This is a genomic window from Streptomyces sp. NPDC006326 (assembly GCF_040612915.1).
Classification (GTDB): Bacteria; Actinomycetota; Actinomycetes; order Streptomycetales; family Streptomycetaceae; genus Streptomyces.
In genome coordinates this window covers 58,950-84,596 of the sequence record NZ_JBEXRC010000012.1, presented here as the reverse complement: position 1 = coordinate 84,596, position 25,647 = coordinate 58,950, and the positions used below count along the sequence as shown (strand labels likewise).

Sequence of the window (25,647 nt, the reverse complement as noted above, 5' to 3'; positions counted from 1 at the left end):
GACACCATGACCGATGCGACCGATCTCGCCGCACGGGCGGGCGACCGCGACCCCCGGGTCGGGTTGCGGGCCGTCTCCGCCCTGCGGCGGCTGTTGGAACAGCTGGAAGCCGTCCAGGTACGCAGTGCGCGTAACCAGGGATGGTCGTGGCAGGAGATCGCGACCGAACTGGGAGTCAGCCGCCAGGCCGTCCACAAGAAGTACGGGAGGCAGTGATGTTCGAACGGTTCACGAAAGCCGCACGCGCCGTGGTGAAAGGCGCGGTCGAGCACGCGGATCGAGCCGGGGCGAAGGCCGTCACCGACGAGCATCTGCTGCTGGCCCTCCTCGACCGGGACGACACCCGGGCAGCGGCGGCACTGCGGGAACTGTGCCCCCCGGCCCGCCGCCCCTCCCTGGCGGCCGCCCTGGCCGACGCCAGGCGCCGGGCGGGCTTGTCCCGTGCGGACGCGGAGGCGCTGGCGGGACTCGGCATCGACGTCAGCGCGATCGTGGCGCGGGTGGAAGAGGCCCACGGAACGGGCGCGCTGGCAGGCGACCGCAAGGGCGCGGGGTGGCGGTCGGGCCGCCGGCCGTTCTCGCGGGAGGCCAAGACCGTCCTGGAGAAGTCGCTCCGGGTGGCGCTGGCCCGCAAGGACCGCGAGATAGGCGACGAGCACATCCTCCTGGCCCTGACCACGACCGGCCGGATCGTCGCGGAGGCGCTGGCCGACCACGGCGTGACGTACGCCGCCGTCGACACGGCAGTCTCCAGGTCCACGGCCTCCTCCCGTTGACCGCTCCCCCGTCAGCATCAGGAAGCCAGGTGCGTGCGGGCACCCCCGCAGGCCGCCGGCGGAGTTGATGTGCCCGTACGCAGCCGCAGTGCGGAGGATCGCTTCGGGGCGGGACGCATGCGGCCGTTCCCCCGCGGCATCCGTCAGAGACATGAACGACGCCGGGCCGGAACGGAAAAAGTTTTCCGCAGGCATCTATCGGGTGGTCGCTCCCGGGGGCATGCTGCGTGTAATCCCCCGCCTCTGCTCGACGCTCCGTCTCAGCCTCCTGCCCGGGCGGGCCTTCCGTTCTGAGCCCTCGGGAGGTAACACGCCATGCAGTCAGTCGCCGCTCCGTCGTCGGTCCCCAGCCGCCGAGATCTCCTCGCCGGCCTCGGTCTGGCCACCGCCACCCCGCTCTTACTCGGCCTCACCCCCCGCCCCGAACCCCGCGAGCACCCCTCCCGGCGGCCCGTCCCGGGCGGCCGGACGGTCCTGCTCCGCGCGGCGTCCCTGGTGCTCACCATGGACCCCGCCCTCGGCAGTGGCCCGCTCGGCGCCGTCGAGAACGCCGACGTCCTGATGCGCGACGGCGCCATCGCCGCCGTCGGCCCGGCGCTGCAGGCGCCGCCCGGCGCCTGGGTGGTGGATGCCTCGGGCAAGCTCGTCATGCCGGGGTTCGTCGACACCCACAACCACCTCTGGCAGGCGATGATCCGCGGCGGGTGTACGGGCCGGGACCTGTTCGGCTGGCTCCAGGGGTGTACCGACCCCCAACGCGGTCGGCTGACACCGGCGGCCCTCCACAGCTTCGTCCGGCTCGCCGCCCTCGACGCCGTCCAGTCGGGCGTGACCACACTGGTGGACTGGGTGGACATCTTCTCGTACGACCTCATCGAGAGCTACGTAAGGGCCCTGGCCGGCACCGGGGTGCGGTTCACGTACGCGATGTTTCCCCCGGCGCCCGACGCGGTGCTGGTCGCCAAGGTGAAGAAGGAACTCGTCGACCCGGTGCCGCTCGGTTCCTTCCAGATCGCCACCCATGCGGCGCGGCCCATCCAACACCTCAACCGCGCCCACTGGGACGCCGCCCAGGAGTTGGGGGTCATGCTCAACTCCCATGTCCTGGAACGACCTGAGCAGCGCGCCGACGATCCCCTGGCGGTCCTCACCGACATCGGCGCGCTGGGCCCGCGGCTCCTGATCAACCACGGGATCCACCTGACCGACGCCGAGATCACGGCCATCGCCGAGCACGACGTACGTGCGGCCCACTGCCCGCTCAGCAACATGCGGCTGGCCTCCGGCATCATGCGGCTGTCCGAGCTCGGGCAGCGGGGCGTCAAGGTGGGCCTCGGCCTGGACGGCGGAACCAACGACAGCTCGGACTTCCACGCGCTGATGAAGACGGCGATCGGCCTGCAACGCGCCCGCACGACCGAGGCCGGGGTCTTCCCGCAAGTGCACGACGTCCTGCGGATGGCCACACTGGGTGGCGCCGAAGTCCTCGGCCTCGCCGACCGGGTGGGCTCTCTGACCCCCGGCAAGCGGGCCGACCTCGTGATCATCGACCCGGCCGCCCTGAACTTCGCACCGCGCTTCGACTGGACGGGTCAGATCGTCTTCAACGGACGACCCGAGAACATCGACGCCGTGTTCGTGGACGGGCGGGCGCTGAAGTTCGGCGGCCGACTGGTCGACGTGGACACGGACCGCGTGGTGCGGGAGGCCGAGGCGGCCGCCACCCGCCTCCGCGTGGCGGGGTAGGTCTGGGACACCGCTCGACCTGCCGGCCCGTGACCGTCCTCGGGCCGGCAGCCGAGCTCAGGGCCGCGGAGGATGCGGTCCAGGCGGGCGGTCGGCGCGACGACCGTCAGAGGTGCGGGCGGTCGGGGTGGTGGAAGGACGGGTTCCGCCGCCCGGACCGGAGCAGTCGCGGCGAGTACGGCTCCCGCCGGCACGACGTACGCGCGGCCGGCCCGGAAGCCGCGGGCGTGTCGGAAGAGGCAGGCGTAGACCGGGGCGGAAGCTCGGCCGACCCGGCCGATTCCGCCGGGGCCGGAGCCGTGGCCGGCGACCTGTGACGGCGGGTATTGACCGCCGCGGCGACCCCGCTCATCATCCCGCCTACGGCAGAAACGGCCGCTGCTGACGCACTCGCCCACTCGGCCCCCGCATCAGACGCCTGGGGATCCACGGACGCAGGAGGCGTAGACGGATCAGGCCCGGGGTCAACTGTCGGCGAAGACACGTCCGCGCTCTTCGGCTCCGTCCTCGGGACCGGCGTCGCGGACGACGCCCGGCTTTCAGCTGCCGCCGAGGTGGAGGCAGATGGAGGCGGGGCATCGGGTGCGGATCCGGAGCCTGCGTTGAATGCGTGAACGGCCAGGATCAGCGCCGCCAGCCCCAGGCCGGCCGCCGCGCCCGCCCACAGCCGGCGCACGCGCCTCGCCGCGCCGCCCCGCGGCCGGTCAACACCTTCGACCCCCCTGGCCAAGGCGCCTACGGCGGCCCGCAGGGTGGTGAGGCGTCGGGGCTTGGTGGCCATGGGGGGTGCTCCTTGTCCGGGGTGGCGGGCGCTGCGGCGGCCTTGCTCCGCCGGCGCTCTGCGATTCCATTGCGCCCCGGGTGGGTCTGCGGGTCACGGCACGAAATCTCGGGGCTTGACAGCCACGGCTCCGGGCGGCGGACGGCGCTGCACCCCCTCGTACGAGCGCGCGGGCTTGCCGGTGGGTCCGTCCTGGTGGCGGTTCTGCACTCGGACATAGAATAGAACACGTGTCCGAATTGCCTCCCGATCTGCCACGTCTGCGCACCGTGGTCACCTACCTCCGCGCCGAGCTCGGCCGGGCCGAGCGGGCCTTGAGCACCGCGGAGGAACGCGAGTCGCTTGCCGCCCGTCGGCGACCTCGGGCCGAGCCGCCCGCCTGGCTGATCGAGCGCGGCATCGGCGCAGGCCGGCTCCCGGTCCGCCTCCACGCCGGAGGCTGCTGGGACGCAGGAAAGCGCTGCTCACCCCTGAGCGGCGAGGAGGCGCGCCGAGCCCTGACCGAGGGAGTGCCCGCGTGCCCGCACTGCCGGCCCGACGCCGCCCTGGGAATGCCGGAGTGAACGGTCGGCGGCAGGGTGGAGGGGTGAGCCCTGCTGCGCGCGTGATCGTCTACCCGCCGGACGCCCAAGGCGGACGCCGCGTCCGCTGCGACGGCGCGATCCTCGGCCGCGCCCTGGGCCCCGGCGATCTTCTGGAGCTTCTGCAGCGGGCCGGCCTCGACCTCGACGACGTACGCCTGACCGACGCGCGCCTGATCGAGTGGCGTGGCGGCGGGCCGGCCGTGTGGTCCCCGGAATAGCGGCCACAAGCCGGAACGGCGGTCACGGCGAGACGGCCGAGGCGTGACGTTTGGTGGCCGCGTCCGGGGTGCCTGTCACACGCCTGTGACAGTTGGCGGACACTCCCGCGAAGTCGCCGGGTCAGGCTTTTAACCACAGACAAAAGGGGCATTTGCCCCGACTGCTTCCGAGGGCGCGAGCAGTGGTGACCGAGCCGATCCGGCGGAGGAAATCCCATGAGCCGCACCCTCACCATGACGGACGCCGAGCCCCCCGCGGGCGAGCTGGCACCGCGCGAGCGGGAAGCCCTGCGCCACATCGCCGCCGGCCGCACCTACCTGCAGACGGCCCGCCACATGGGCGTCTCCCGGCACACCGTCGACGCCTACCTCCGCCGTATCCGCGCCAAGCTCAACGCCCACACCACTGCCGACCTGACCCGCCTCGCCGTCACCCTGGGCCTGTGACCGCGCACAGTCCGTACCCCGCCACCCAGGCCGAGTAGGGGCAGCAGAGTCTGCCGGAAGGGATGGCTGCGGAGAAACGGACCGGCTCACGTGCAGCGGATGCCGGGAGACGGGCAGTTACACGTCGGGCCGACCTGCGGCACAACCAATCGGTCCGGTTCCGCGTCCTATTGACCGAGCCGTCTCCGGCCGGCAGGGGGCGGAGCAGCGCCGAGCCTGGAGGGGCCTCATCGATACCGTCACCGCCCGCCGACCCGACGAAGACGCGCGGAGCCGCCGGACCACCGGAATCGGCAGGATGTTGCTGGGCGGCGTGGCGGGTGTCCTGCTGACCGTCGCGGTCATGACGGTTCTGTGGTGGCCGCGGACCGAGGTGACGTACCGCGCCAGTGCTCCCGCGGCGATCGTCTACGCCGACCAGTCGCCCCACTTCCTGGGGTTGTTGCACCGGTACAGCCTCTCCGGAGAGGACTCCTACAAGCTCATGATCGGCAAGTCCCCCGGCCTGTCCTACGGACACTGGGTGGACGTCGACCCCGCTCTGGGCGTCGAGGGGGTCGAATCCACCGCGTGGACGGATTCCGGTGTCCGCGTCCGCTTCCTCACCGGCCACGAGGTCTTCGTCCCTGCCCGGTACTTCGTGGGCGGCAGGTGACCCCGGGCTGCGAGACCGGGTCAGCATGCCTCGCGCATCCCGAGAATGTAGGCCGCTGTCAGCGCAACGACGCGGTCGCCGTCCTCCGACAGGTCTACGAGGGCACGTGACGCGGTGGTTCCCGGGATCTCCGCCAGCGCCTGTGTCAGGCGTCGGCGTGCCGAGGATCCGGCCGGATCGCGGGCGAGGCGGTCAACGAGACCGGTGGCGATCACATCGGCCACCGCGGGACGGCCCGCCAGCGCGCTGAGTGCGTCGGCTGCATCGGCGTCGTTCACCCCCTCGACGATCATGTCGACGAGCGTCGGGACCGCGTCGGCCACCCCACGTGCCCCGAGCGCCAGGGCTGCGTACCTGCGGACGACGAGGTCGGCGCTCCTCAGGGCGCCCTGCAGCAACGCGGTCGCCTCACCCTCCGGAATCTCGGCGATGGACTGGACGGCACGTGTGCGGACCTCGGCTGCTGGTGAGCCGAGGCCCTCCGCCAACAGTGGCAGTGCGCTGCCGCCCGATTGCGCCAGGGCCCATCGAAGGGCTCCGGCGACGTTCGGGTCCGCCTCGCCCAGCACTGCCTCGACGAGTGCCTCGACCGGCACCGGTACGTTCTCGACCGAGGACAGGGCGGCACGCTGGCGCTTGCCGGCGTTCTCCGAGCCCAAGGCCTGGAGGAGTGCAACGGTCTGGAGGACGTCCTCCCAGTCGGCAGGTTCCACGGCATCGATCCGGCGCAGCCGCGTGAGCAGCGCCGTCTCGGCCGCAATGCGTTCGCCGGTCTGGCGGATGAGGTCGTCGACGAGCTCCGAGGGCGTGAAGCCGGGGTCGTCGAGGGCCCGCCCCACTTCGCGCAGTGACAGCCCCAAGGACCGCAGGCTCTCAATGTGGAAGATTCGCCGGATGTCCTCGCCGGAGTACTCTCGATAGCCGGCCTCGGACCGGCCGGTCGGCTGCACCAGGCCGAGCGAGTCGTAGTGCCTGAGCATGCGGGCGCTCACCCCGGACCGTCGCGCCACATCGCCGATCAGCACGGCCTGTCACCCCTTCTCGCCGGTTGCGCCGGTTGCGCCGAGGGCCATGATGCGCTTCGCCTCCTCGATCGCGCATTCGAACCCGGCGTCCGGGTGGCGCAACAGCCGTTCCGTGGTGATCGCGTGCTCTCGTACGCGAGGGTCCGGATTCCTCGTCGCGGCGTGCAGGATCGGCGTGATGACCTCACCGAGCGCGGTCAATGCCCGGCTGAGGCTCAACTGCGTCTCGTGCTCGCCGCGCCCCAGCTGGGTCGCCAACGCTTCGGCCAGCTCGGGCTCTTCCCCCTCGGGCACGAGTACGACCGCTGCCCTCCAGGCGCTCCGTGCCACCTCGTCGTGGGCGTCGGCAAGAACCGCCCGGGTGATCGCCGGCCACGCTCGACGGTCCCCGATCTTGGACAGCGTGTGCAACGCCTGGCTCCGTGCCTGCGCATGCCCGGAGCGGACTTCCTGGAGAAGCCCCGGGACCGTCATGGATGCCGAGTGGCGGGTGAGGGCCCATGTGAGCATGTCGCGCACGTAGAAGTCGGGCTCGACCGCGCATCGTTCAATGAGCTTGTCGATGAACTGCGGGTCGGGACTCGTACCGACCGCCAGCGCTGCCTGCAGCCGCACCGACGAGCTGCTGCTTCCCAGCCCCTGGAGAGCACGGGTCATGTCGGTGTCCTGTTTCGTGGGCATGGAGACCACCTCCTTGGCCACAGTGAAGGCCTTGTCACCGTGTCAAGGTCAAGCCGGGGCACCCTGTGGGACCACCAGGTGCCCTCCGTCCACCGAGCCGCTTGTCTCGTGGCCGGAAGTTGCGGCAGACCGGTGGGCGGGCCACGTTTTCGGCGCGAGGCAGCGACACGCGGTGCCGGTGGCGGGGTGACAGGTGCCCCGCCACCGGCGGCTGCGCCGTGCTCAGGAGGTGGTCAGGGCCTCCAGAGCGGGGACCGTTTCGGCCGGGGTCGGCAGGGCGGCGTTCTCCGCCTGGAGGCGGACGGCGGCCTCGCGCAGGTCCGAGTCGGTGACAAGGCGGGTCAGGAGCGCGGCGTCGACGTCGTCGGACGCGGAGCGCAGGGCGGCACCGGTCGCGGTGAGGGCGTCCGCGTTGGTGAAGTGGTCGGCGCCCTGGGGCAGCAGGAGCTGCGGCAGGCCGGCCTGCAGAGCGGTGAGCAGGGTGCCGGATCCGCCGTGGTGGATCTGCGCGTCGGAGGCGGTCAGCAGTTCGGCCAGCGGGACCCAGGGCAGCGGGCGGACGTTGTCCGGGAGGGTGCCGAGCGGAGTGAGGTCGGCGTCGCCGACGGCGAGCAGGAACTCGGCGTCCACCGAGGCGGCGGCCTCGATCAGGCGGACGATGGCGCGCACGCCGTCCACTTCGGTGAGCACGGTGCCCAGCGTGACGGCGACGCGCGGGCGGGTGCCGCGGCGGAGCAGTCCGGCGGGGATGGTGCCGCCGCCGTTGTAGGGGAGGTAGCGCATCCGCAGGCCGCCCGGGTCGCCGCCGAGCGAGGCCGGGACGATGTTCAGCGCGGTGGCCTCGGCGGGGCCGGCCACCCCGTACGTCTCGTACGCCTCGGTGAAGTGGGCGGCGATCCGCCCGACCATGTCGTGGCCGGAGGTGACGCCGAAGTTCTGGATCACCGACGGGATCTTGAGCTTGGCCGCGACCAGCGGGGCGGAGGCCTGGAAGGAGTCGTAGACCAGCAGGTCGGCGCCCCAGTTCTCGGCCACCTCCAGAAGGCCGTCCACGGTCGCGCGGGAGACGTACGCGAAGCCGCGGGCCGCCCTGTCGAGGATCTCGTCCGGCGTCATGTCGTGGGCGACGTAGCGCACTTCCTCGCCGGTGGACTGCTCGAACGCGTCCCGGATGGTGCGGCCGTCACCGATCTCGACGATCGGGAAGCCGGCCTCGCGGAGCCGGTCCAGCGGCTGAGAGCTCGCGAACAGCACCTCGTGGCCGGCGGCGTGCAGGGCCTGCGCGGTCGGGATCATCGGGAAGAGGTGGCCGGCCGCGGCCGGTCCGGTGAAGAGTATGCGCACGGTTTCTCCTTGCCAGTGGTATGCCGGTCGAGGACGAGTCGTGCGAGCTGGCCCCCGGTTCCGTTCGGTGAACTGACGGGGAGCCGCGCTGTGTTCCCCACAGAGGGGCGATAATCGGACGTTCTGGTACGGGTTTTGCCGGGCGGGGCGCGAGGTGTTGCCGGGACGCCGTCAGGCTGCCCGGCTCCAGCGGTTGAGCGTCCCGCTGCCGGCATCGTAGGTGAGCCAGGTTCCGTCGCCGAGTGGGCGTATGCAGCCGTCGACGGCCCCCTCGGGATACGTAACGGCCCCGCGCACCTCCAGCGTGCGGGCGTCGAGCAGCCAGTGGCCGCCGCCCTCCTCCGTCGAGACGATGACGGTGTCGGCATCGACGAAACCGCAGCCGTAGTCGCAGGAGGGCGGGTCCTCGTCCTCATCGGCCGGCCCGGGCTCTCCCTGGGCCAGCACGGAACCGTCCAGGGCGTGCAGTTGCAGGTCCGCTCCGTAGTGCTCGACGGTGAGGAAGCCGGGGTGCCCCCCGTGGACGTCGATCAGGATGCGGTCCATGGTCGCGTTGAGGTCCCAGGACGTCAGCTGCCCTCCGTCCCAGCGCGCCCAGTGGAGCAGGATTCCGTCCTGGCCCATGCCGATGGAGAGACCCATGTGGATCCCGTCCGGGTGGGAGAGATGGTGCGATCCGGAGGCTGCACTCTCCAGTGGCAGCCGGGCCAGCTCCCGACCGTCCCGAGCGTCGAGGACGACCCAGTTCTCCACCTCCACACCCACCACGTGCGCCCAGACGAGCCGGCCGTCGTCGGAGACCCGGCAGGAGCCGTGCTCAAGCCCGCGGCAGACCTCCTGCTCGTCCCCCGTGTGCGCGTGCCCGACCTCCGGCCCCCAGCAGCCGTGCCGGTACTCCCACACCATCTCGCCGCCTGCGCCCACGGCCCGCACGGCCCGCTGGCCCGAGAACACGGCGAAGGAGCCGTCAGGGCTGACGGACGGAACGACGCGGTCCCACGTCCACGGCACGGGGAAGACCGCAGCCGGCGCTCGCTCGCCCGCGAACACCTCGTCCAGGTCGTAGACCTCCAAGTCGTGCCCGCTACGGAGCAGAGCGCGGCAGGAGCCGTCCCCGCGGCTCTCCAGGGCGAACCCGTTGACCAGCTCCTCGCCACCCGGCAGGTGTACGGAGCCACGCAATCGTGCAGTGATCGACATGCCAGGGAATCTACTTCTCCACACTGACACCGCCCCGAGTCCGCGGCACGAATGCCTCCGGTCCGTACAGCAGGCGGGACCCATCCATCCGGCTTAGCCTGGAATCAGAGTGTTTCTTCAGGGGGATGCCGGTATTCCGCCAGGCAGTAGAGCGTGAGTGAGCCGGCCTCTGTCGAGGGGCCGGTCAGATGCCGTGCCGGCGGGACCGATGGACGGGTTCATCGTTTTCCAGCTTCCCGAGGAAAAGTCATGCGCCACCTCTCGCACACAACCTCTTACCGTCAGCGCCGCATCGCGGTCGCAGTCACGGCAATGGCCGTGGTCGGCCTGGGAGTCGCACCGGCTGCGACGGCATCGGCAGCTCTGGCACCAGTCGGCACGGCCGCCCGGACCACATCGACGCCGGCCGGTCTGACCAAGGCCCCGGCAGGCCTCTACCTGTTCCAGTACACCTACCGCAACCATCTCAAGATCGGCGGCGGCAACTTCACCCTGGGCGGCCGGGTGTACGTGGTCGTCAAGTACAACTCGGGGCAGGTCAGGTACGGCGGGACCGTGACGGCGAAGACGAACTCCGGTGTTCCCGGCGGAGCCGTTTACCTGGAGACGAACATCTCCTCCCCCTGCGCCCCCGGGAACAACGGCTACGCCCAGGCGTACGACTACAGCACCGGTACCTGGTCGCCGCGGCTCCCCGTGCCGATCTGCGTGCGGTTCGACTGAGGGCCGAGCGACCGCCAAGGCAGCCCTGCCGCCGTGACCCTCACCCTGTAACACGCACGGCCCGGGGTCAGTTGCCGGGCCGGAAGCGGAGCGCTGACCAGGTGTCGTCGATGGCGATCTGCCGTACGGCGCGCACGCCTTGCTCGGAGAGCGCGGCGTTGAGGGAGTCGCGGTTCAGATCCGTTCCGAGCTTTCCGCCTTTCGGGTAGGCCACCCAGGCGAGGGCATCGCGCCGCGCGGCGGCGACCGCCGCTTTCGCGTGCGCCCCGAGAAGGTCCTCGGAGGTGGTCACGAAGGCGAGTACCGCATCGGCCGAAGCCGGGTTGCCGTCGGCGTCGACTTCCAGCTCCAGATCGTCCGGTTTACCCAGGACGACGACACTCTGACCGGGCTTGATCTGCAGCTTGCACGTGATCGACACCTGCCTGATCCTGCCACCCGATGCGCCGCTCCGCACGCCCGGGGTGAGCCCCACCCGATTCCACCGGAACGGGTCCTCGGTACCTCGCAGCGCCTGAACCTGAGCGGCGGCTCCGGGTCGGGCAACAACGTGGGCGTCGTCAACGGAAACGTGGGGCACATCGGGCACGTGCACGGCCAGCCGCCGCCCACTCGCGCCGAAGGCGACCGAGACCGCCGGGCGCGTGAGGGTCGTCGACCTGATCCCCCGGCTGGCCCGCGCACGCGGGACGGGACGACCATTACGTACTGCAGGCTCGACGGTGGCACGCCGTCCTCGTTGCAGAGGCACCCGAACGCACGGGGGCGGCGCAACCGGTGGGAGGCGGTTGAGGCCGGTGAACGCGGGCAGCCGCCGACCATGAGCGCGACAGAGAGCCTCATCGGGCAGGACGGCTTGCCCGAGCCGGACGCCTTGGACGCCCTGGCGCAGTGGGTGGAGGTCCCGTCCGTGTCCTCGGACCCCGACCGGGCGGCCGACGTGGGGCGCTCCGCACGATGGCTGGTGGAGAGGCTGCGCCGGATGGGTTTTCCCCGTACGGAGATCTGGCAGACCGAAGGTTTGCCGGCCGTCTACGGCTGCCGGCCGGCCGCTGATCCCCACGCCCCGGTCCTGCTGGTGTACAGCCACCACGACGTCCATGCCGTCGATCCCTCCACCTGGCGGGTCACCGCTCCGTTCGCACCGCTGCAGCGTGACGGCCGGCTGTACGGCAGGGGGGCCTCGGACGCCAAGGGGCAGATCATGTGCCATCTGTGGGCCCTGGGCGCGCACCTGGCGTCGGTCTCCGGCGGCGCGCCGGCGGTGACGGTGAAGTACCTGGTCGAAGGAGAGGAGGAGATCGGCTCCGTGCACCTGGCCGACCTGCTCTCGGCACACGCCGACGAGCTGACCGCCGACGTGGTCATGGTCTCCGACACCATGCTCTGGTCCCTGGACGAGGCGGCCGTCTGCACCACGGTCCGCGGGTCGGTCACCGCCACCCTCACCGTCCGCGGCGCCCACCGGGACATCCACAGCGGGGCCGTTTCGGGGGCCGCCACCAATGCGGCGTCCGAATTGTGCAGGCTGCTGGGCACCTTGCACGACGGAGCCGGCCGGATCACGCTCCCCGGGTTCTACGACGCAGTGGCCGAGCCCGGCCCCGCCCTGCGCGAGTCCTTGGACACCCTGCGCTTCGACGAGCGGACCTGGCGTGCGGACACCGGTGCGTTCGGAGCCGGCGGCGAGGCCGGGTTCCGTGCGCCGGAGAGGCTGTGGATCCGCCCCTCGGCCGAGGTCGCCCGCCTCACGGCCGGCCGTACGGACGCGCCGGCGCTCGGCCTCATCCCCGCCGAGGCCGACGCCGACCTGCTGCTGAGGCTCGTTCCCGACCAGCGGGCCGACGAGGTCGCGCAGCAGTTGCGCGGCTGGCTGCGTGAGCACCGCGCATCCGATTTCGGCTACGAGCTGGAGGTGTCCCCCACGATCTCCGACCCGTACCGCACCCCTGCGGACCATCCGGCGCTCGCCGCGCTGGTCCGCTCGGTGGGCCGCGCCTACGGGTCCCCGGCCCGGTGCATCGGCAACGGCGGTGCGGCCCCCGCCGCGCAGCTGGCCCGCGCCTGCAAGGCTCCCGTGCTCTTCTTCGGGACCGGACTGCCCGGGGACCGCTGGCACGGCCCTGACGAGAAGGTGGAGATCGCAGCGCTCCGCCTGGGGGTCCGTGCCCTGAGTGCGTTCCTGGGGGAACTGGCGTCGGTGCCCGTCACCCGGTGAGGGGGCCGCCTCAGGGGACGGACGCCCAGGAGGAGTGCAGCTGCGCCTCGTACCGCGCCAGCGTCGCGTGCCCGTCGGCGATCACCGCGTAGCGCCAGGTACGGCCGTCGGGTGGCATCCCGGCGTACAGGACGACGCCTTCCCCGGTCCGGGGGTCGTAGGCGGTGCCGTCCTCGTGCAGCCGGGCCACGGCCTCCTCGAAGTGGTACGGACGCGGTGCCCGCACGGTGCCCGTCGCCCACGCCGGATCCCGGGGCCCGGCGGAGGCGGTGACGGCGGCGGTCGCGGCCGTGGCGGCGAGACGGGTTACCATGGCCTGCGGCGTGCTGGTCGCCGTACGCCTGACGTTGCTCTCGCCCGCGAACAGGGAGCCGTCGGACGACACCATGGCATCGAGGCTGAACGGCCCCGCGTAGCCGTGCTCCGCCAGGAAGCCGCCCAGAGCCCGCCCCCATTTCTCCAGTGGGGGCCCGGCGTGCGCGAGGGAGGGCGTCAGGGGCGACACGTATCCGGTGAAGGAGCCCTCGTCGGTCCGCATCGCACCGCTGAACAGCGGCCACGGGCCCTGCGGCCCCGTCTCCAGCTGGATGCTCACCGAGCAGGCCACGTCGATCCGCTCTTCGACCACCCAGCGGCCTGCGGCCCCGCCCACCGGCGCGAGGTCGTCGCAGGTCCACTCCCCGGCTGCCGCCGAGAGGAAGCGCAGCCCGTGGCCGCCCGCCGACCGGTCGGGCTTGACCACGACGTGCTCGTGCGTGCGCAGCAGGTCCCGTACGGCGCCGGGCACCTCCTCGCGGCGGCAGACGCGGCCGTCGGGCAGGTTCATGCCGAGCTCGCGTGCCGCGGTCCGGAACCCCGCCTTGGTGTTGAGCAGCCAGGTCACCTCCAGTGCGGCCTCGGCTGCGGCCGCCGAGGGGTACGGGGCCAACGGGACTCCCAGGGCGTTGGCGAGCGCCACGGCGGAGGCGTCCAGGGCGGTCGGGAGCACCGCGCCCACCGGACGGCCTCCCGACGCGCTGCGCACCCCCGCCACGGCGCCGTGGTGCCGCGCGTGTGCGTCGACCGCCCCGAAGGCCTGCGGCATGGCCACCACGGTCACCGATTCCCGCGGGACGCCGGTCAGGGCACAGGCGTACGCCAGGAACTCCTCGCCGACCGGCACCGGGGACACCAGCACGTCGCCCGGGTGGAGCAGCCACACTTCGCGGGGTGCCTGCTCGGCCCACGTGCGGAGCACCTCGCGCTGGTCGAGGTCCACCGCGAGGTCGGAGACGAGGTTCGCGTAGAGGAGCACGGGGCGCACGGGGCGGCTCATCACACGAGTATGGGCCCCGGCCAGGGACACTGCCCACGGCGAAGGACGGTCCGGCCGGGCCGGCTCGTGCCGGGTGACCGGTGGTGCGGCGCTCGTGACGCGCGGCGACCCTCGCATACGAGCCGTGGTGTGCGGCGCCTGGCCCTCAGCCGCGCCGGGCGAATCCGAGGCGTACGGGGCCGACACCGGGCGAGGTGTGGACGAGGGGGTACGCGGCCGGTTCGGGCAGTCCTGCGGCGGCCAGCAGGGACTCCTCCGAGCGGACGAGCGTTCCCCGGAAGAGCGGCCAGGGCTCGTGCGCGGCCGGGGTCCGCCAGAGCCGTCCGGCGGACGTCGAGTACACGTGGAAGCGGTCGGTCAGCCACGTGTCCAGGAGGTGCGGCGCCTCGATGCGCTCGTCGGTGCGCACCTCAAGCTCGTAGCCGGGACCGTCGCGTCCCCGTCGGCCGGCGTAACGGCAGGTGCGGCCCCGGCCCTCCACGGAGAGGTGTCCCAGCGCGTAAGGGATTCCCACCAGGCGCGCGGCCAGCATGGCCGGGTGCGTGACGTCGAGGGAGAAGAACCACACGCCGCTCGGCCCGCCCGTGCGCCGCACGTAGGTGCGCAGGTTCGTCTCGGGGAAGGTCCCCCAGGGCATCGGAACTCCCAGGACCTTCGTGGAGGACATGAGGAAGGGCGTCAGGCTCACCCAGGCCTGCCCTTCGAACACGTCGACTTCCAGGGGCGGCGGCAGGAAGCGCTGCAGGAGCGCGGGCGGATAGGGCCAGTGCAGGAACGCCTGCCGCGTCCAGTGCACGGACAGCAAGGGGACCCGCACGTACTCCACCGCCACCTCCCCTGCCGAGCCGGCGCGGGCGCCGACTCCCCCAACGAGCGGGGGCCCTGCGCTTGCTCGAAAGAGTGCCCAGGAAGAGTGCTCAGGCACCCCATCGTAGGGCGCCGTACGCCACACGGCACACCTGGGCCGGCGCCCGGGCACTCTCGGCTTCGCACAGCAGCACGTCGCATCCGTCGGCCGGGCGGGTGAGGTTCGGGCACGGTGCCGGGTCCCCGGAGTGGACCGGCGATCGGCCTTCCGTCTCGATGCACCCGGCGAAGGCGGGGAAGCCGTGCGCCACTGGCCGGCTGGTCATGGTGGATGCGCCGACTCGCGCGCGGTGACCGTCGTACAGCTCGTGGACGGCGAAGGCTGACGTGACCGGGCTGCGCGTCGAGGTGTTGGTGAGAAATGGGTCGGCAGCCCCGCGCTGGTGCGGTGTCCCTGCTGGTGCTGCGCCTGCTCCGGCACCTGCCCGGCAAGGACCGCATGCCGACGAAGGGCCTGGAGCCCCTCCAGCAGGCGGTTCCAGGCGCCGGGGAGCGCCGGGCAGGGGGCCGTTCGTGCCCTGCGGAGGAAGCCGTACCGGTGAGGCACGGCGAGGTGTCGGGAAAGGCGCCCGGCCCCGACGTCTCCTGTGCACGGGCCCCGCAAGGGGCGACCCCACGGAGGAGAGAACGCGATGAAGTACCTGGTGATGGTGCAGGGGGCTCAGGCCGACTACGACGCCATGAACGGCAAGGCGTCCGACCACTGCCCGGCCTGGAGCGAGGAGGAGCTCAGGGCGATGTTCGCGTACATGAGCGCGATCAACGACGATCTGGCGGAGACCGGGGAGTTCATCGACGGGCAGGGACTCGTCGAGCCCGGGAGGACGCGGTTCGTGACCGCGGACGCGGAGGGGCGGCCGGTCGTCACGGACGGGCCGTACGAGCAGACCCAGGAGGTGCTCGCCGGGTACTGGGTCCTCGACTGCGCGAACCTGGAGCGGGTCACCGAGATCGCGGCGAGGGTGGCGCAGTGTCCGGCGCCGGCCGGTTCGCCGGTCTATCCGGTCGTGATCCGGCCCATCGACGAGGCCGGCGGGAGCGAGCTCGGCGCGGACGGGAACGGTTGACGGTGCCCGCGACCGCCGAGGACCTGCTGCGGCTGAACGCGCCGCAGGTCCTCGGCCCGCTCGTGCGGTCCTCGCCCTCCACGACGTCCTGGCGGCCCACTCACCGGCCCGCGACCCGATGGCGGTGCTCGGCCCCACGGTCGCCCTGGCGATGGTCGAGGGCCGGGAGCCCGCCTGGACCCCTGCCGGGGCCGTGGGGCGGTATCCGGCACACTCAAGGCCTGACGCAGGGGAGGGAACGTGCAGTCGTTGCTCGCCGAGGTGGACCGGGCCGCGATCGACCGCTTTCTGTCGGCCGTCGACGCGGTGATGAACAGCAACACCTTGCTGCTGAAGGTCGAGGCCGGCCGGTCGGTGACCGTCGACAACCGCCAGGGGCTGCTGGACGCGTACCTGCGAAGCGACCTGTTCGAGCAGATGATGGTCGCCGCCGACCGCCGACGCGAGTGGTACAACCTGAGCGACTTCACCCCCGGGCCGAACGAGGGCGACGGTCCGGCAGCCGGGAGCGATCCGGTCAGGTTGCTCCGCGAAGGCTTCCGGGCCACCGTCACCCCCCTCGCGGAAGAGGAGTTCACCGAGCGGCTGCACTGGATGCTCACCGCGGCACCCTCCCCGTACCGTCGCCGTCTGCCGATGGACGAGGCCGGCCGGACGGTGGCGGGCTTCCTCCACGAGGTGCTGACGCCGGCGGAGAGCTGGGGCAGCGCCGACGAGCGGGAGTGGGCGTTCGCCTCCGTGGAGCCCGACTTCCTGCGCTCGTCGGAGTACCACGGCCACGAGCCCCCGCTCCCACCCGTGTACTTCGACGGGTCCGCGAGCGATACCGCGACGCTCTTCCACCGGGGCACGGTCTTCCATCTGCTGCTGACGAACGGCTCACCGTAGCCGCATTCGGCAAGCGTCTCAGGAGGAGTCCCGCACGATGAGCTCCGTCGGGAGGACCCGTCGGGGCTGCTGCATCGGCGTGCCACCGGCCACGGACCCGGACGGCTCCGTGATCTGCTGGAGCAACATGCGGGTCATCATGCGGCCCATCTCCTCGATCGGCTGGCGCACGCTCGTCAGGGGCGGGTCCATCAGTCGGGCCACCGCCGAGTCGTCGACGCCGACGAGGGCCACGTCGTCCGGGACCCGTCGCCCGGCTTCGCGCAGCACGCCGAGCGCGCCGGCCGCCATCACGTCGGAGGCCGCGAAGACGGCGTCCAGGCCGGGGCTGCGCTCCAGTAGCTCACGCATCGCCCGCCTGCCGCCCTCCTCCGTGAAGTCGCCGGCCGCCACGAGCGACTCGTCGGGCGCGAGCCCCGCCTCGGCCAGGCCCTCGCGGTAGCCGCCCAGCCGGGCGCGGGCCACGTCCATGTCGAGCGGCCCGCTGATGGTCGCGATCCTGCCCCGGCCCCGCGCCACGAGATGGGAGACGGCCGCCCGTCCTGCGCCGCTGTTGTCGGAGTCGACGTGGGCGACGGGTTCGGACGCGGAGCGCCGCCCGTTCATGACGACCGGCAGCCCCAGCTCCCCTATCCGGTCGGGCAGCGGATCGTCATCGTGTACGGACGCCAGCAGCACGCCGTCCACCCGCTGGGTGGCCAGGTACTGTTCGAACCGCTGCCGTTCCCGCTCGGTCCGCACCAGGGTGAGCAGCAACTGCCGTTCCGCCTCGGCGAGTTCGGCGCTCACCCCGCGGATGAGGTCGAGGAAGTACGGCTCCGAGAACAGCCGGGCCCCGGTCTCCGGGATGACGAGGGCGACCGCGTCGGTCCGGCTGCCGGCCAGCGCGCGTGCCGCCTGATTGGGTACGTACCCCAGTGCGGCGACGGCACGGGCGACGGCTTCCCTGGCCCGCTCGCTCACCCGGGGCGAGCCGTTGACCACCCGTGAGACCGTGCCCCGGCCGACGCCGGCGAGAGCCGCGACCTCTTCCAGGGTGGGCCTGCCGCTGCGCCGTCCGCTCACGACCTCGAACTCCCCTCGTGCGAACTTCGCGCGCCGCACCGGTCGGCTCGCGGTTGATCGGGCAAGGCTGCGGCGCTCGTCCCGGTTGGCTCCCCGGTGCCTGCCCGATTGCCTTCCGGGCTGCTCTTCCCCGCCGGCACCGGCACGCTACACCGGCTGCGGAGGGAAGCTCCCGCCCCTCCGACGGGTGGGCGTACACGGCTACTTCCTCCGGTCGCTGCTCGACGACTTCGAGCGGGCGTACGGGTGGGCCAAGCGGCGGCCCGCCGCCCCTGGCGGGCCCTCAGCGCCCGGCCCCGGCGAGGAAGGACCGGACGGCGGCGTGGACACCCTCGGGGTCACGCAGCTGGAGGAAGTGGTCGGCGTCCAGGGCGGCGTACGTGGTGCGGGGGCGGCGGGCAACCATCTCGGCGGCGAGCTCGGCGCCGAGGACCTGACTGGAGGTGCCGTGCAGGAGGAGCGCGGGGCAGTCGCCGGCGAGCCACTGCTGCCAGTGGTCGCCGTGGACGGCGTTCTCGGAGGTGACGGTGTCCTGCGGGTGGAAGGGCAGCCGCCAGCCTCCCCCGGGCAGCGGACGCAGGGCGCCGCCGAGCAGGGGAGCCGCCGGGCCCAGCGCGGAGAGAAGCTCCTCGCGGCTGTCGGCCGTGTAGGGGAAGGACAGGACGAAGGCGAGCGGGCTCGTGTCCGCGCGGGGGATGTCGGCGGCGGTGTCGAGGTTGACCAGGGCCTCGACGCGGTGCGGGAGCTCGGCCGCCAGGTGGAAGGCGTTGACGGCGCCGAGGGAGTGGCCGAGCAGGGTGAACCGGTCGAGGCCCAAGTGGTCGACGAGGGCGCGGAGGTCGGCGACGTAGCCGGCGCGGGTGTAGTCGGAGGCGCGGTCGGAGTCACCGTGGCCGCGCTGGTCGGGGGCGATGACCCTCCACCCGGGGCCGAGAGCGGCGGCCAGGGCGCAGAAGGAGGACCCCTCCGAAAGGTGACCGTGGAGGGCGAGCAGCGGACGCCCGGTGCCACCGAAGTCGAGGTAGGAGAGGGCGCGGCCGTCCAGGTCCAGGGTGGCGCGGACGGGGTGGGCGGTCTGCGTCGCGGTGGTGGCCGTTGCGGTGGCGGTTGCCGTGGTGCTGGCGGTCATGGCGGTTCCTCGTGGCGTGATGGGACGGCTCGTGGGCTCAGGGTGCGAGCGGATGGTCCGGCCGCTTCCCCTCGCCAACTATACGCACGTCTATGACGGTTGTTCAATACGCCTGTATAGATCGAGCGGGGCGCAGTCGTGGAGGGGTGAGCCCTGTGACACGCCCGTGACAGTCCACGGACGCCGCCATGAACTCCCGGGGTCACGCTTTTTAGCAGGGACAAACCAGACATTTTGGTGAATGTCCCCCTGCTTCCGAGGATGCGAGCAGAGATGACCTGACCGATGCGTCGGAGGAAATCCCATGAGCCTCACCCTCACCCACCAGCCCGCCGAAACCGCCGCTCTCTCCCTGGCACCGCGCGAGCAGGAAGCACTGGGACACATCGCCGCCGGACGCACCTACCTCCAGACGGCCCGCCACATGGGACTCTCCAAGCACACCGTCGACGCCTACCTCCGCCGCATCCGCGCCAAGCTGGGCATCAACAACACGGCCGAACTGACCCGCCTCGCCATCTCCATGGGACTCTGACACCGGACCACCGCGACGGAACCGGCCACGTCGGCTCGCCGCCCTACCACTGCCAGCGCACCTCGGGCTCAAACGGACTGCACGGTTCCAGACCGAGTCGGGGGTTCAGCATCGCCAGGTCGTCCTGATGCAGACAGCGGCCGCCCGATCCGATCCTTCCGTCGGCGTCACGCCACCACGCCTGGGCGCTCGACCCGCTGCACGGCTCCACGCTGACCTGCAAGGACGCGGTGAGACAGGCCCCGGACCCGGTGGCCCGGACGGTGGCTCCCACGAAGGTCCACCGCTGGGCCGGCCCGCCGTCGCAGTCCGCCGTGGTGACGGAGCCGTGCGCAGGCAGGCGGGGGTCCCTCGCGAGGCAACGCTCGACGGCGACCTTGGCACTGGTGCGGCCGATCGCCGACACGATCTCCCCGGGGCGGGCCTGCCGGTGCGTCCTGCGGTGTTCCCTCCCGATCCACCGGCGAAAGTTCTGACTGAGGGCGAATCCGGCCGGGCAGGGGGCCGTGGAGCATCCCGCGTACCGGAGATAGACGTCGTAGACGGCTTCCTTGTCGCGCCGTTGCTGCGGAGTGAGATTGGCCGGGAGCAGAGAGAGGCCGTAGCCGACGTAGGAGGCGACGGTGGGGCGGGCGGGAGCCAGGAATGCGGCCTTGCGGAAGAACCGCCCTGTCATCTCGTGGTCGCTGTGATCGGCCGGATTGGGCGGGCCGGCCCCGAAGGTGGCGCTGTCGTAGTCGAGCGTCAGGACGCGTTCGGCCTTCCGGGAGGAAAGGACTTCGGAGATCACCGAGGTCAGCTCCTCCCTGGTGTAGGGCTTGGCTCCGTCCACCGGCTTGATCGTGGCGATCTGCCCGCGAAACAGCTTCAGCAGGCTTTGCCTGGAGTACCGCGGGCTTCCGGCGCCCTTGGCGAACCCGTCCGGCAGGCGGAGGAAGACGAGCCGTACGTCGGGGCGGTCGCGCAGGACGTGGGACACGAGACGGTGGCCCCGTACGGTGATGTCGCTGCGGTGCCAGCGGTCCGGGACACCCGCCATGGTCGCGTAGGCGGCCCGTAAGCCTTCTTCTCGTCGTCGTACGTAGGGATCCTCGGGGAACGGGTGCCCGGCATCGCCGGCGGTCAGATAGACCGTGCCGACGGAACACCTGTGGCGGATGAGCCGCTGGACTTCGGGATTGATGAAGAGCAGGTCATCGTCCTGGTGGGCCACACCTATCACGGTGGGTCGGCACTCGGTGCCCGGCTCCACACCTCTCCGGGCTCCGGGCCGCTGCCCAGCGTGGGAATGCGCGACGTCGACCTGCAGGAACGGAGCCATCCCACTCAGCACGATGCCCAGGGTCAAGGGAAGCACCAGCCGCCAACGGCGCCGCCGCCGCTCGGGCGGGGTCCGGCGCTCCGCACACCGCGGGGGTCCTGCTCCGAGGTGCGGGGCCGAGACCGGGACGCTTCCGGTACCGACGCGTATCCGGCTGTCGACCGACTCCGACTCAGACCTCACCTCGGACCCCTTCGGCGGACTCGTCCGTCCCTGCGCCTGCGCCGACGCCGGGAACGGCACCGCACGCTCTCGGTGTGCTGTGCCCCGATGCTAGGGGCGAAGCCGCGGTGGCAGCGACACGGGCGGGCCGATCGGTGGACGGCGATGGGAGCGGGCGTCGGCGGTGGCCGTGGTCGTGTCGCCTGGTCCCAGGCTCCGTCGAAGGCGGCGAGCCGGGATGGCGGGGGGCGTCGAAAATTCCGCGCCCCGCCGTCGGGTGACGTGCAGACTCGCCCCATGACGGACATGAGGGCATTCCGGGACGCGGTCAGCGGCTGGGCGAACGGCGGTGCCGGCGGGGTGGCGAGGGATCTGGCGGTGCGCCTGGGGGTGCGGACGGCGGTGCTGCTGGAAGGGCCGAGTGACCTCGCGGCCGTTGAGGCGCTGACCGCGCGGCAGGGCCGGGACCTGGCCGCCGAGGGGGTGTGCGCCGTGTCGATGGGCGGGGCGATGAACGTCGGCCGCTACGCCGGCCTCCTCGGGCCGCCCGGCCTCGGGTTGCGCCTCGCAGGACTCTGTGATGAGCGTGAACAACCGTTCTACGACCGCGGCCTGAACCGGGCGAGGGCGCCTCACCGGGGTTTCTTCGTCTGCGTGACGGACCTGGAGGACGAGCTCATCCGCGCGCTCGGCACGGCGACCGTCGAGGAGATCGTCCGCGCAGAGGGCGATCACCGCGCCTGGGAGACCTTCCTGCACCAGCCCGCCCAGCACGGTCGGCCGCGGCAGCAGCAGTTGCGGCGTTTCCTCGGCACGAAGAAGGGCCGCAAGATCCGCTACGGTCGCCTGCTCGTGGAGGCCCTGGACCCCCGGCAGGTACCGGCCCCGCTCGACGGACTCCTCGGAAGCCTGTAGCCGACGCCGGGCCCAGGGGCCCGGGCACCACGGCTCCACGCGCCGGAGGCTACCCGCGGGGCAGTGGCGCGACTACACGCCTCCGCCAGGTGGACGTGGTGAGGACGGCGACCTTGTCGAGGCGGTGTTCGGGGTTGTTCTGCGCGTCCCGCCAGTAGTTGCCCGCCGCCTCGCCCTCCGGGGTGAGGCAGGTGGACATGGTGATCACCGCGTGGCCCTGGTCCTGGATACGGGTGCCCGCCGCGTCGTCGGGGCTGCCCCGGTACGGGATGACGGGGAGTCCGCAGATGCCGATGGTGGTATCGACAGCGTGGCTGCCTGGATTCCCGCGGGCGCGGAGTCATGGGGGTGTCCGAAGGTGTGCCGGGTACCCGTACGGGTCACACCGGCCGGTCGCCCCTTCCAGCGGGACAGGGGGCGGGACGTACGGCAGCCGGGCGCAACCGCCCCACGCGCCGGCGCCGGCGCCCTCCGGGCTCGGTGTTCACGGTGCGGTGCGCGGTTCCCCGGCCGCCGTGTGCGGATCCCCGGTGAACGCGATGCCGGAGAGGTGGCCGCGGGAAGACCGGTCCAGCAGTACGACGGAGGCCGCCTCCGGCACCGCTTCACGACCGCGGGCGGCCAACGCTCCGGCAAGCCGCCCGAGTCCGCGCACGTGCCCGGCGAAGGCCCGCCGGGAGACGTATCGGCCGCGGGACCGCTGCCCGGACAGTGCGGTGGCGGGGCCGACGTCTATGAGGACCAGGTGGACGCCGCCGGTGCGGCCGGCGCGGAGTGCCGCCGCGCGCAACCACGTACGCATCCAGGCGCGGCTTCCGCAGTCGTGCACGAGGAGGGGCTCGCGGGACGCCACGGCCGCCCGCAGCCAGGTGAAGTGCCGCAGCCGGGCCCAGGGCCGGTAGACCGGGTAGGGCAGCCATGCCGGCATGCGGGACTCGCACTGCACGTGGGTCACCCGCGGCTCGACGACCTGCACGCCCGCGGCGTGCGACCAGCGCGCCAGCAGCGTGCTCTTGCCGCTGCCCGGCAGACCCGAGACGACCACGACGGCGCCCGGGGGATACACGACCGTGCGCGCCGGTCCCGGCAGCATGCCGCGCAGGTCGACCAGTCCGCGGGGGCGTAGTTCGCCCGCGGCGGGAACGTTGCCCGCGGAGGCCGGTGGTTCGCCCATCGCACTCCCCTGTTCCTGCGCGCGGGGCCGCGCGTTCGCCGATGCCGGGGCCCCGGGGGCCGGCCCGTTCGAGGAGCGCGCGAGCATCGCGGATATCGCGGAGACCGCGGCCGCGCAGTGGGACAGCCTCGTCGACGGTGAACTGCCCGTCCTGGGCGCCCAGACCACCGAAAGCCCGCGAGGACGCCTTTGGACGGGGCTTCCGGCCGGCTCTCCCGCGTCGCGCGGCAGCGGCTTCGCCCAGGGGTTTCGTGGGACGGCACCGGACGGAGGGCCGGGCGTCCGGCCGGCGCGCGAGGTGGGAGGGACATCCCGGTTTCGGTCGATCACCCGGTGAACGCTATCGGTCCGTGCGCGTTCGCCGACCGCCGCCGCCGACACGTGGGGCGCTGTGCTCCGCGCCCGCCTGGCCTCCGCACCCGCTTGAGGACTGCGGCCGGGGTCCCGGCGGGGTCGGGCGGGGTCGACGGGCTGCCCGTCGGCGGTGCGGCGGGCCGGCTCGGGCCGGGGGTCAGTCCGCGAGGCCTGCGGCGGCCGCGAAGAGGCGGGCGCAGCGCTGCGTCATGGCCTGCGGGGTCTGCTCCGGGTGTTTGACCCACCAGCGGACGAGGGTGGCGACCAGGTCCCGCCAGACGTACATGAGGGCGTCGGCGTCCAGCGGGTCGGTGGATCCCGTCGCGTGCAGCAGTTCGGCGGTGCCTCCCGCCGCGAGGCCGTCGATGGCGGACCAGTACTCCGAAGCCCGGCGCGCTGCCTCGCCGCCGGGCGGCAGGGAGGTGTCGTACAGCACGAACCACGCCTCCCGCTGCCCCTCCAGGGCGGTGAAGATGCTGTCGAGTACGCGCAGCGGGGTGTGCGGCGTGGTCCCGTCCGGGCCCATCGCCGTGCGGATGCCGTCCAGGAGCCGGTCCCCGACGGGGACCAGGCAGGCCAGGTAGAGGTCTTCCTTCGTGCCGAAGTACTGGTGCAGCAGCGTCTTGGTGACGCCCACGCGCGCGGCGATCGCGGGGAGCGAGGCAGCCGCGTAGCCGCGGGTGCCGAACTCCTGCGTGGCCGCCTCCAGCATCTGCTGCCGGCGGTGCTCCCGCGGGACTCCCTTGGTGCCGGCCTTCGTCGGAGGGGTTGCCATGGACCGATATTATCAGTAGGTAATTTACCTCTAGGTAAATTACCTCGACCTCTGGAGCGCATCCATGGCCGCCACCCCCTCGCAGCCCACGTCCCGCACCCGCTCCTGGTGGGGCTGGGGCTGGACGGACGCCCATCCCGACGACGCGGAGTGCACCGCCATGGGCGCCCTGCTGCCCGGCACCCTCGGCCGCCCGCTCCCGGTGCCGCGCGTGCGGGACCTGGCCATCGCACGCCCCGTCGTCGAGCCCCCGCGCAGCCTCGCCGACCTGGTCAGCGACGAGCCCCGCGATCGCGCCGCCCACGCCATGGGAAAGGCCTACCGGGACGTGGTACGGGCGCTGCGCGGGCGTCCCGGCCGCATCCCGGACCTCGTCGCCCGCCCCACGGACGAGCGCGGCGTCGCCGACCTGCTCGACTGGGCCGGAGATCACCGGGTCGCCGTCGTCCCGTACGGAGGGGGCTCCTCGGTGGTCGGGGGCGTGGAGTACCGCGGCGACGCCCACCGGGCGGTGATGTCCCTCGACCTGACCGCCATGGGGCGGGTCCTGGAGGTCGACACGGTGGGCCGGGCGGCACGCATCCAGGCCGGCACCCTCGGGCCGAGCCTGGAGGACCAGCTGCGGCCCCACGACCTCACCCTGAGGCACTTCCCGCAGAGCTTCGAGTTCTCCACGCTCGGCGGCTGGCTCGCCACCCGCGCCGGCGGCCACTACGCCACCGGCCGCACGCACATCGACGACTTCGTGCAATCGATGCGCGTCGTCACCCCGGCCGGAACGAGCAGCTCCTGGCGGCTGCCCGCCTCGGGGGCGGGCCCCTCCCCCGACCGCCTGTTCCTGGGCTCCGAAGGGGCACTCGGCGTCATCACCGAGGCATGGGTCCGCCTCCAGGAACGCCCCCGGCACAAGGCCTCCGCCGCGGTCGCCTTCACCGACTTCCACGACGCGCTGCGGGCGGTGCGCGCCCTCGCGCAGTCCGACCTCTCCCCCGCCAACTGCCGTCTGCTGGACGCGGGTGAGGCCGCGTTGTCGGGCTCGGCCCAGGATGGCTCCGCCGTACTGGTCCTGGGTTTCGAGTCGGCGGACGAGCCGGTGGCTTCCCGGCTGGAACGGGCGGTCGGTCTGGCCCGCTCGCACGGCGGCCGGTACGGCGGGGCCACCGGCCGGGACGGCGCCGCGGCAGGCGCCCCGTCGGGCGACGCGGCCGTGGCCGCCTGGCGATCGGCCTTCCTGCGGATGCCGTACCTCCGCGACGGCCTGGCCAGGATGGGCGCCGTCGCGGAGACCTTCGAGACGGCGGCCACCTGGGACCGGATCCCCGCCCTGATCGAAGAGGTACGCACCGGGATCGGAGAGGCGGCACTGAAGGCCACGGGGTACCCCGCGACCGTCAACTGCCGTCTGACGCACGTGTACCCGGACGGAGCGGCGCCGTACTTCACCGTCCTGGCAGCAGGCCGTGCCGGTGACGAGGTGGCCCTCTGGGACGACCTCAAGGCCGTCGCCGGCGAGGTCCTGCACCGCCACCGGGCCACCATCACCCACCACCACGCCGTCGGCCGGGACCACCGGCCGGGCTACGACCGCCAGCGCCCCGAACCCTTCGCCCTCGCCCTGCGGGCCGCGAAGGGGGCGCTCGATCCGCGGGGCATCCTCAACCCGGGTGTGCTCGTGGACTGAC

The 25,647-nt window shown here is 72.5% G+C and carries 27 protein-coding genes and 1 pseudogene; 14 read left to right on the top strand and 14 right to left on the bottom strand.

Annotated elements, in window-relative coordinates; genetic code table 11:
• Positions 1-6: 6 nt before the first annotated feature.
• The 7 genes from ABZ128_RS12615 (at position 7) to ABZ128_RS12585 (ending at position 5,207) form a co-directional block, all read left to right on the top strand.
• Complete coding sequence (locus tag ABZ128_RS12615; RefSeq protein ID WP_030315760.1) at positions 7-216, top strand: HTH domain-containing protein; 210 nt, start codon at positions 7-9, stop codon at positions 214-216.
• Positions 216-776 (top strand): Clp protease N-terminal domain-containing protein, encoded by a 561-nt coding sequence (locus ABZ128_RS12610; RefSeq protein WP_356847964.1) that lies wholly within the window; start codon positions 216-218, stop codon positions 774-776. Before ABZ128_RS12615 ends, ABZ128_RS12610 begins: the two co-directional genes overlap by 1 nt.
• A 315-nt stretch (positions 777-1,091) precedes the next feature.
• Positions 1,092-2,522, top strand: coding sequence for an amidohydrolase family protein (locus tag ABZ128_RS12605; protein ID WP_356847963.1), 1,431 nt, complete (start codon positions 1,092-1,094; stop codon positions 2,520-2,522).
• Between the two features lie 1,011 nt (positions 2,523-3,533).
• Complete coding sequence (locus ABZ128_RS12600; RefSeq protein ID WP_356847961.1) at positions 3,534-3,866, top strand: DUF6233 domain-containing protein; 333 nt, start codon at positions 3,534-3,536, stop codon at positions 3,864-3,866.
• 23 nt (positions 3,867-3,889) lie between these two features.
• Positions 3,890-4,105 carry a hypothetical protein gene (locus ABZ128_RS12595; protein ID WP_356847960.1) on the top strand — a complete coding sequence of 72 codons (216 nt, stop codon included), beginning with the start codon at positions 3,890-3,892 and terminating at the stop codon, positions 4,103-4,105.
• A gap of 216 nt (positions 4,106-4,321) precedes the next feature.
• Positions 4,322-4,552 (top strand): helix-turn-helix transcriptional regulator, encoded by a 231-nt coding sequence (locus tag ABZ128_RS12590; RefSeq protein WP_356847958.1) that lies wholly within the window; start codon positions 4,322-4,324, stop codon positions 4,550-4,552.
• A gap of 298 nt (positions 4,553-4,850) precedes the next feature.
• Positions 4,851-5,207 (top strand): hypothetical protein, encoded by a 357-nt coding sequence (locus ABZ128_RS12585; RefSeq protein WP_356847957.1) that lies wholly within the window; start codon positions 4,851-4,853, stop codon positions 5,205-5,207.
• 20 nt (positions 5,208-5,227) lie between these two features.
• Here the strand turns inward: ABZ128_RS12585 and ABZ128_RS12580 are convergent, their stop codons facing one another.
• From ABZ128_RS12580 to ABZ128_RS12565, 4 genes are all read right to left on the bottom strand, one after another.
• Positions 5,228-6,232: a HEAT repeat domain-containing protein gene (locus ABZ128_RS12580; protein ID WP_356847955.1), complete on the bottom strand. Its 1,005-nt coding sequence runs from the start codon at positions 6,230-6,232 to the stop codon at positions 5,228-5,230.
• Positions 6,233-6,238: 6 nt separating this feature from the next.
• Positions 6,239-6,913, bottom strand: coding sequence for a HEAT repeat domain-containing protein (locus ABZ128_RS12575; RefSeq protein WP_356847954.1), 675 nt, complete (start codon positions 6,911-6,913; stop codon positions 6,239-6,241).
• Positions 6,914-7,135: 222 nt separating this feature from the next.
• Positions 7,136-8,257, bottom strand: a complete 1,122-nt coding sequence (locus tag ABZ128_RS12570; RefSeq protein WP_356847952.1) for a nucleotide disphospho-sugar-binding domain-containing protein — start codon at positions 8,255-8,257, stop codon at positions 7,136-7,138.
• A gap of 171 nt (positions 8,258-8,428) precedes the next feature.
• Entirely contained in the window at positions 8,429-9,457 is a 1,029-nt protein-coding gene (locus tag ABZ128_RS12565; protein WP_356847951.1) for a hypothetical protein, read from the bottom strand.
• Between the two features lie 249 nt (positions 9,458-9,706).
• Between ABZ128_RS12565 and ABZ128_RS12560 the strand changes: the two genes are divergently transcribed.
• Entirely contained in the window at positions 9,707-10,180 is a 474-nt protein-coding gene (locus ABZ128_RS12560) for a hypothetical protein (protein ID WP_356847949.1), read from the top strand.
• A gap of 67 nt (positions 10,181-10,247) precedes the next feature.
• Here the strand turns inward: ABZ128_RS12560 and ABZ128_RS12555 are convergent, their stop codons facing one another.
• A complete protein-coding gene (locus ABZ128_RS12555) occupies positions 10,248-10,601 on the bottom strand; it encodes a hypothetical protein (protein WP_356847948.1) in 354 nt (117 codons plus the stop codon).
• 399 nt (positions 10,602-11,000) lie between these two features.
• On the opposite strand from ABZ128_RS12555, the gene ABZ128_RS12550 reads away from it, so the two are divergent.
• Entirely contained in the window at positions 11,001-12,398 is a 1,398-nt protein-coding gene (locus ABZ128_RS12550) for a M20/M25/M40 family metallo-hydrolase (RefSeq protein WP_356847947.1), read from the top strand.
• Between the two features lie 10 nt (positions 12,399-12,408).
• Here ABZ128_RS12550 and ABZ128_RS12545 read toward each other — a convergent pair whose 3' ends face one another.
• From ABZ128_RS12545 to ABZ128_RS12535, 3 genes and pseudogenes are all read right to left on the bottom strand, one after another.
• Positions 12,409-13,713: a peptide ligase PGM1-related protein gene (locus ABZ128_RS12545; RefSeq protein WP_356847945.1), complete on the bottom strand. Its 1,305-nt coding sequence runs from the start codon at positions 13,711-13,713 to the stop codon at positions 12,409-12,411.
• Between the two features lie 145 nt (positions 13,714-13,858).
• On the bottom strand, positions 13,859-14,539 hold the full coding sequence (locus tag ABZ128_RS12540) for a DUF2071 domain-containing protein (protein WP_356847944.1): 681 nt from the start codon (positions 14,537-14,539) through the stop codon (positions 13,859-13,861).
• A 133-nt stretch (positions 14,540-14,672) separates the two neighbouring features.
• Positions 14,673-14,942 (bottom strand): annotated as a pseudogene (locus ABZ128_RS12535) (MBL fold metallo-hydrolase); the annotation flags it as partial.
• 270 nt (positions 14,943-15,212) lie between these two features.
• Here ABZ128_RS12535 and ABZ128_RS12530 point away from each other — a divergent pair.
• Positions 15,213-15,647 carry a YciI family protein gene (locus ABZ128_RS12530; RefSeq protein WP_356847943.1) on the top strand — a complete coding sequence of 145 codons (435 nt, stop codon included), beginning with the start codon at positions 15,213-15,215 and terminating at the stop codon, positions 15,645-15,647.
• Positions 15,648-15,887: 240 nt separating this feature from the next.
• A complete protein-coding gene (locus ABZ128_RS12525; protein WP_356847941.1) occupies positions 15,888-16,535 on the top strand; it encodes a hypothetical protein in 648 nt (215 codons plus the stop codon).
• 18 nt (positions 16,536-16,553) lie between these two features.
• On the opposite strand, the gene ABZ128_RS12520 is transcribed toward ABZ128_RS12525, so the two are convergent.
• On the bottom strand, positions 16,554-17,600 hold the full coding sequence (locus ABZ128_RS12520) for a LacI family DNA-binding transcriptional regulator (RefSeq protein ID WP_356847939.1): 1,047 nt from the start codon (positions 17,598-17,600) through the stop codon (positions 16,554-16,556).
• 283 nt (positions 17,601-17,883) lie between these two features.
• Complete coding sequence (locus ABZ128_RS12515; protein ID WP_356847937.1) at positions 17,884-18,729, bottom strand: alpha/beta hydrolase; 846 nt, start codon at positions 18,727-18,729, stop codon at positions 17,884-17,886.
• Between the two features lie 304 nt (positions 18,730-19,033).
• Between ABZ128_RS12515 and ABZ128_RS12510 the strand changes: the two genes are divergently transcribed.
• Entirely contained in the window at positions 19,034-19,264 is a 231-nt protein-coding gene (locus ABZ128_RS12510) for a helix-turn-helix transcriptional regulator (RefSeq protein ID WP_356847935.1), read from the top strand.
• A 43-nt stretch (positions 19,265-19,307) separates the two neighbouring features.
• Here ABZ128_RS12510 and ABZ128_RS12505 read toward each other — a convergent pair whose 3' ends face one another.
• A complete protein-coding gene (locus tag ABZ128_RS12505; RefSeq protein ID WP_356847934.1) occupies positions 19,308-20,477 on the bottom strand; it encodes a PIG-L family deacetylase in 1,170 nt (389 codons plus the stop codon).
• Positions 20,478-21,044: 567 nt separating this feature from the next.
• Here ABZ128_RS12505 and ABZ128_RS12500 point away from each other — a divergent pair.
• Positions 21,045-21,662 (top strand): TOPRIM nucleotidyl transferase/hydrolase domain-containing protein, encoded by a 618-nt coding sequence (locus tag ABZ128_RS12500; RefSeq protein ID WP_356847932.1) that lies wholly within the window; start codon positions 21,045-21,047, stop codon positions 21,660-21,662.
• Between the two features lie 49 nt (positions 21,663-21,711).
• Here ABZ128_RS12500 and ABZ128_RS12495 read toward each other — a convergent pair whose 3' ends face one another.
• The 3 genes from ABZ128_RS12495 to ABZ128_RS12485 all read right to left on the bottom strand — a co-directional run bounded on the left by ABZ128_RS12495 (position 21,712) and on the right by ABZ128_RS12485 (position 23,965).
• Entirely contained in the window at positions 21,712-21,861 is a 150-nt protein-coding gene (locus ABZ128_RS12495) for a hypothetical protein (RefSeq protein ID WP_356847931.1), read from the bottom strand.
• Positions 21,862-22,146: 285 nt separating this feature from the next.
• Complete coding sequence (locus tag ABZ128_RS12490; RefSeq protein ID WP_356847929.1) at positions 22,147-22,836, bottom strand: AAA family ATPase; 690 nt, start codon at positions 22,834-22,836, stop codon at positions 22,147-22,149.
• 511 nt (positions 22,837-23,347) lie between these two features.
• The gene (locus tag ABZ128_RS12485; RefSeq protein ID WP_356847928.1) at positions 23,348-23,965 is read right to left on the bottom strand and encodes a TetR/AcrR family transcriptional regulator; all 618 of its coding nucleotides are present in this window, start codon (positions 23,963-23,965) and stop codon (positions 23,348-23,350) included.
• A 64-nt stretch (positions 23,966-24,029) separates the two neighbouring features.
• Between ABZ128_RS12485 and ABZ128_RS12480 the strand changes: the two genes are divergently transcribed.
• Complete coding sequence (locus tag ABZ128_RS12480) at positions 24,030-25,646, top strand: FAD-binding oxidoreductase (protein WP_356847926.1); 1,617 nt, start codon at positions 24,030-24,032, stop codon at positions 25,644-25,646.
• Position 25,647: the final 1 nt, after the last annotated feature.

Bases quoted from the DNA above. Each gene is read 5' to 3' on its own strand.
- ABZ128_RS12615 (WP_030315760.1), top strand. From the start codon at position 7: ATGACCGATGCGACCGATCTCGCCGCACGGGCGGGCGACCGCGACCCC.
- ABZ128_RS12585 (WP_356847957.1), top strand. From the start codon at position 4,851: ATGTTGCTGGGCGGCGTGGCGGGTGTCCTGCTGACCGTCGCGGTCATG.
- ABZ128_RS12500 (WP_356847932.1), top strand. From the start codon at position 21,045: ATGACGGACATGAGGGCATTCCGGGACGCGGTCAGCGGCTGGGCGAAC.
- ABZ128_RS12565 (WP_356847951.1), bottom strand. From the start codon at position 9,457: ATGTCGATCACTGCACGATTGCGTGGCTCCGTACACCTGCCGGGTGGC.
- ABZ128_RS12530 (WP_356847943.1), top strand. From the start codon at position 15,213: ATGAAGTACCTGGTGATGGTGCAGGGGGCTCAGGCCGACTACGACGCC.
- ABZ128_RS12485 (WP_356847928.1), bottom strand. From the start codon at position 23,965: ATGGCAACCCCTCCGACGAAGGCCGGCACCAAGGGAGTCCCGCGGGAG.
- ABZ128_RS12495 (WP_356847931.1), bottom strand. From the start codon at position 21,861: ATGTCCACCTGCCTCACCCCGGAGGGCGAGGCGGCGGGCAACTACTGG.
- ABZ128_RS12515 (WP_356847937.1), bottom strand. From the start codon at position 18,729: ATGACCGCCAGCACCACGGCAACCGCCACCGCAACGGCCACCACCGCG.
- ABZ128_RS12560 (WP_356847949.1), top strand. From the start codon at position 9,707: ATGCGCCACCTCTCGCACACAACCTCTTACCGTCAGCGCCGCATCGCG.
- ABZ128_RS12550 (WP_356847947.1), top strand. From the start codon at position 11,001: ATGAGCGCGACAGAGAGCCTCATCGGGCAGGACGGCTTGCCCGAGCCG.
- ABZ128_RS12480 (WP_356847926.1), top strand. From the start codon at position 24,030: ATGGCCGCCACCCCCTCGCAGCCCACGTCCCGCACCCGCTCCTGGTGG.
- ABZ128_RS12510 (WP_356847935.1), top strand. From the start codon at position 19,034: ATGAGCCTCACCCTCACCCACCAGCCCGCCGAAACCGCCGCTCTCTCC.
- ABZ128_RS12610 (WP_356847964.1), top strand. From the start codon at position 216: ATGTTCGAACGGTTCACGAAAGCCGCACGCGCCGTGGTGAAAGGCGCG.
- ABZ128_RS12545 (WP_356847945.1), bottom strand. From the start codon at position 13,713: ATGAGCCGCCCCGTGCGCCCCGTGCTCCTCTACGCGAACCTCGTCTCC.
- ABZ128_RS12490 (WP_356847929.1), bottom strand. From the start codon at position 22,836: ATGGGCGAACCACCGGCCTCCGCGGGCAACGTTCCCGCCGCGGGCGAA.
- ABZ128_RS12605 (WP_356847963.1), top strand. From the start codon at position 1,092: ATGCAGTCAGTCGCCGCTCCGTCGTCGGTCCCCAGCCGCCGAGATCTC.
- ABZ128_RS12575 (WP_356847954.1), bottom strand. From the start codon at position 6,913: ATGCCCACGAAACAGGACACCGACATGACCCGTGCTCTCCAGGGGCTG.
- ABZ128_RS12590 (WP_356847958.1), top strand. From the start codon at position 4,322: ATGAGCCGCACCCTCACCATGACGGACGCCGAGCCCCCCGCGGGCGAG.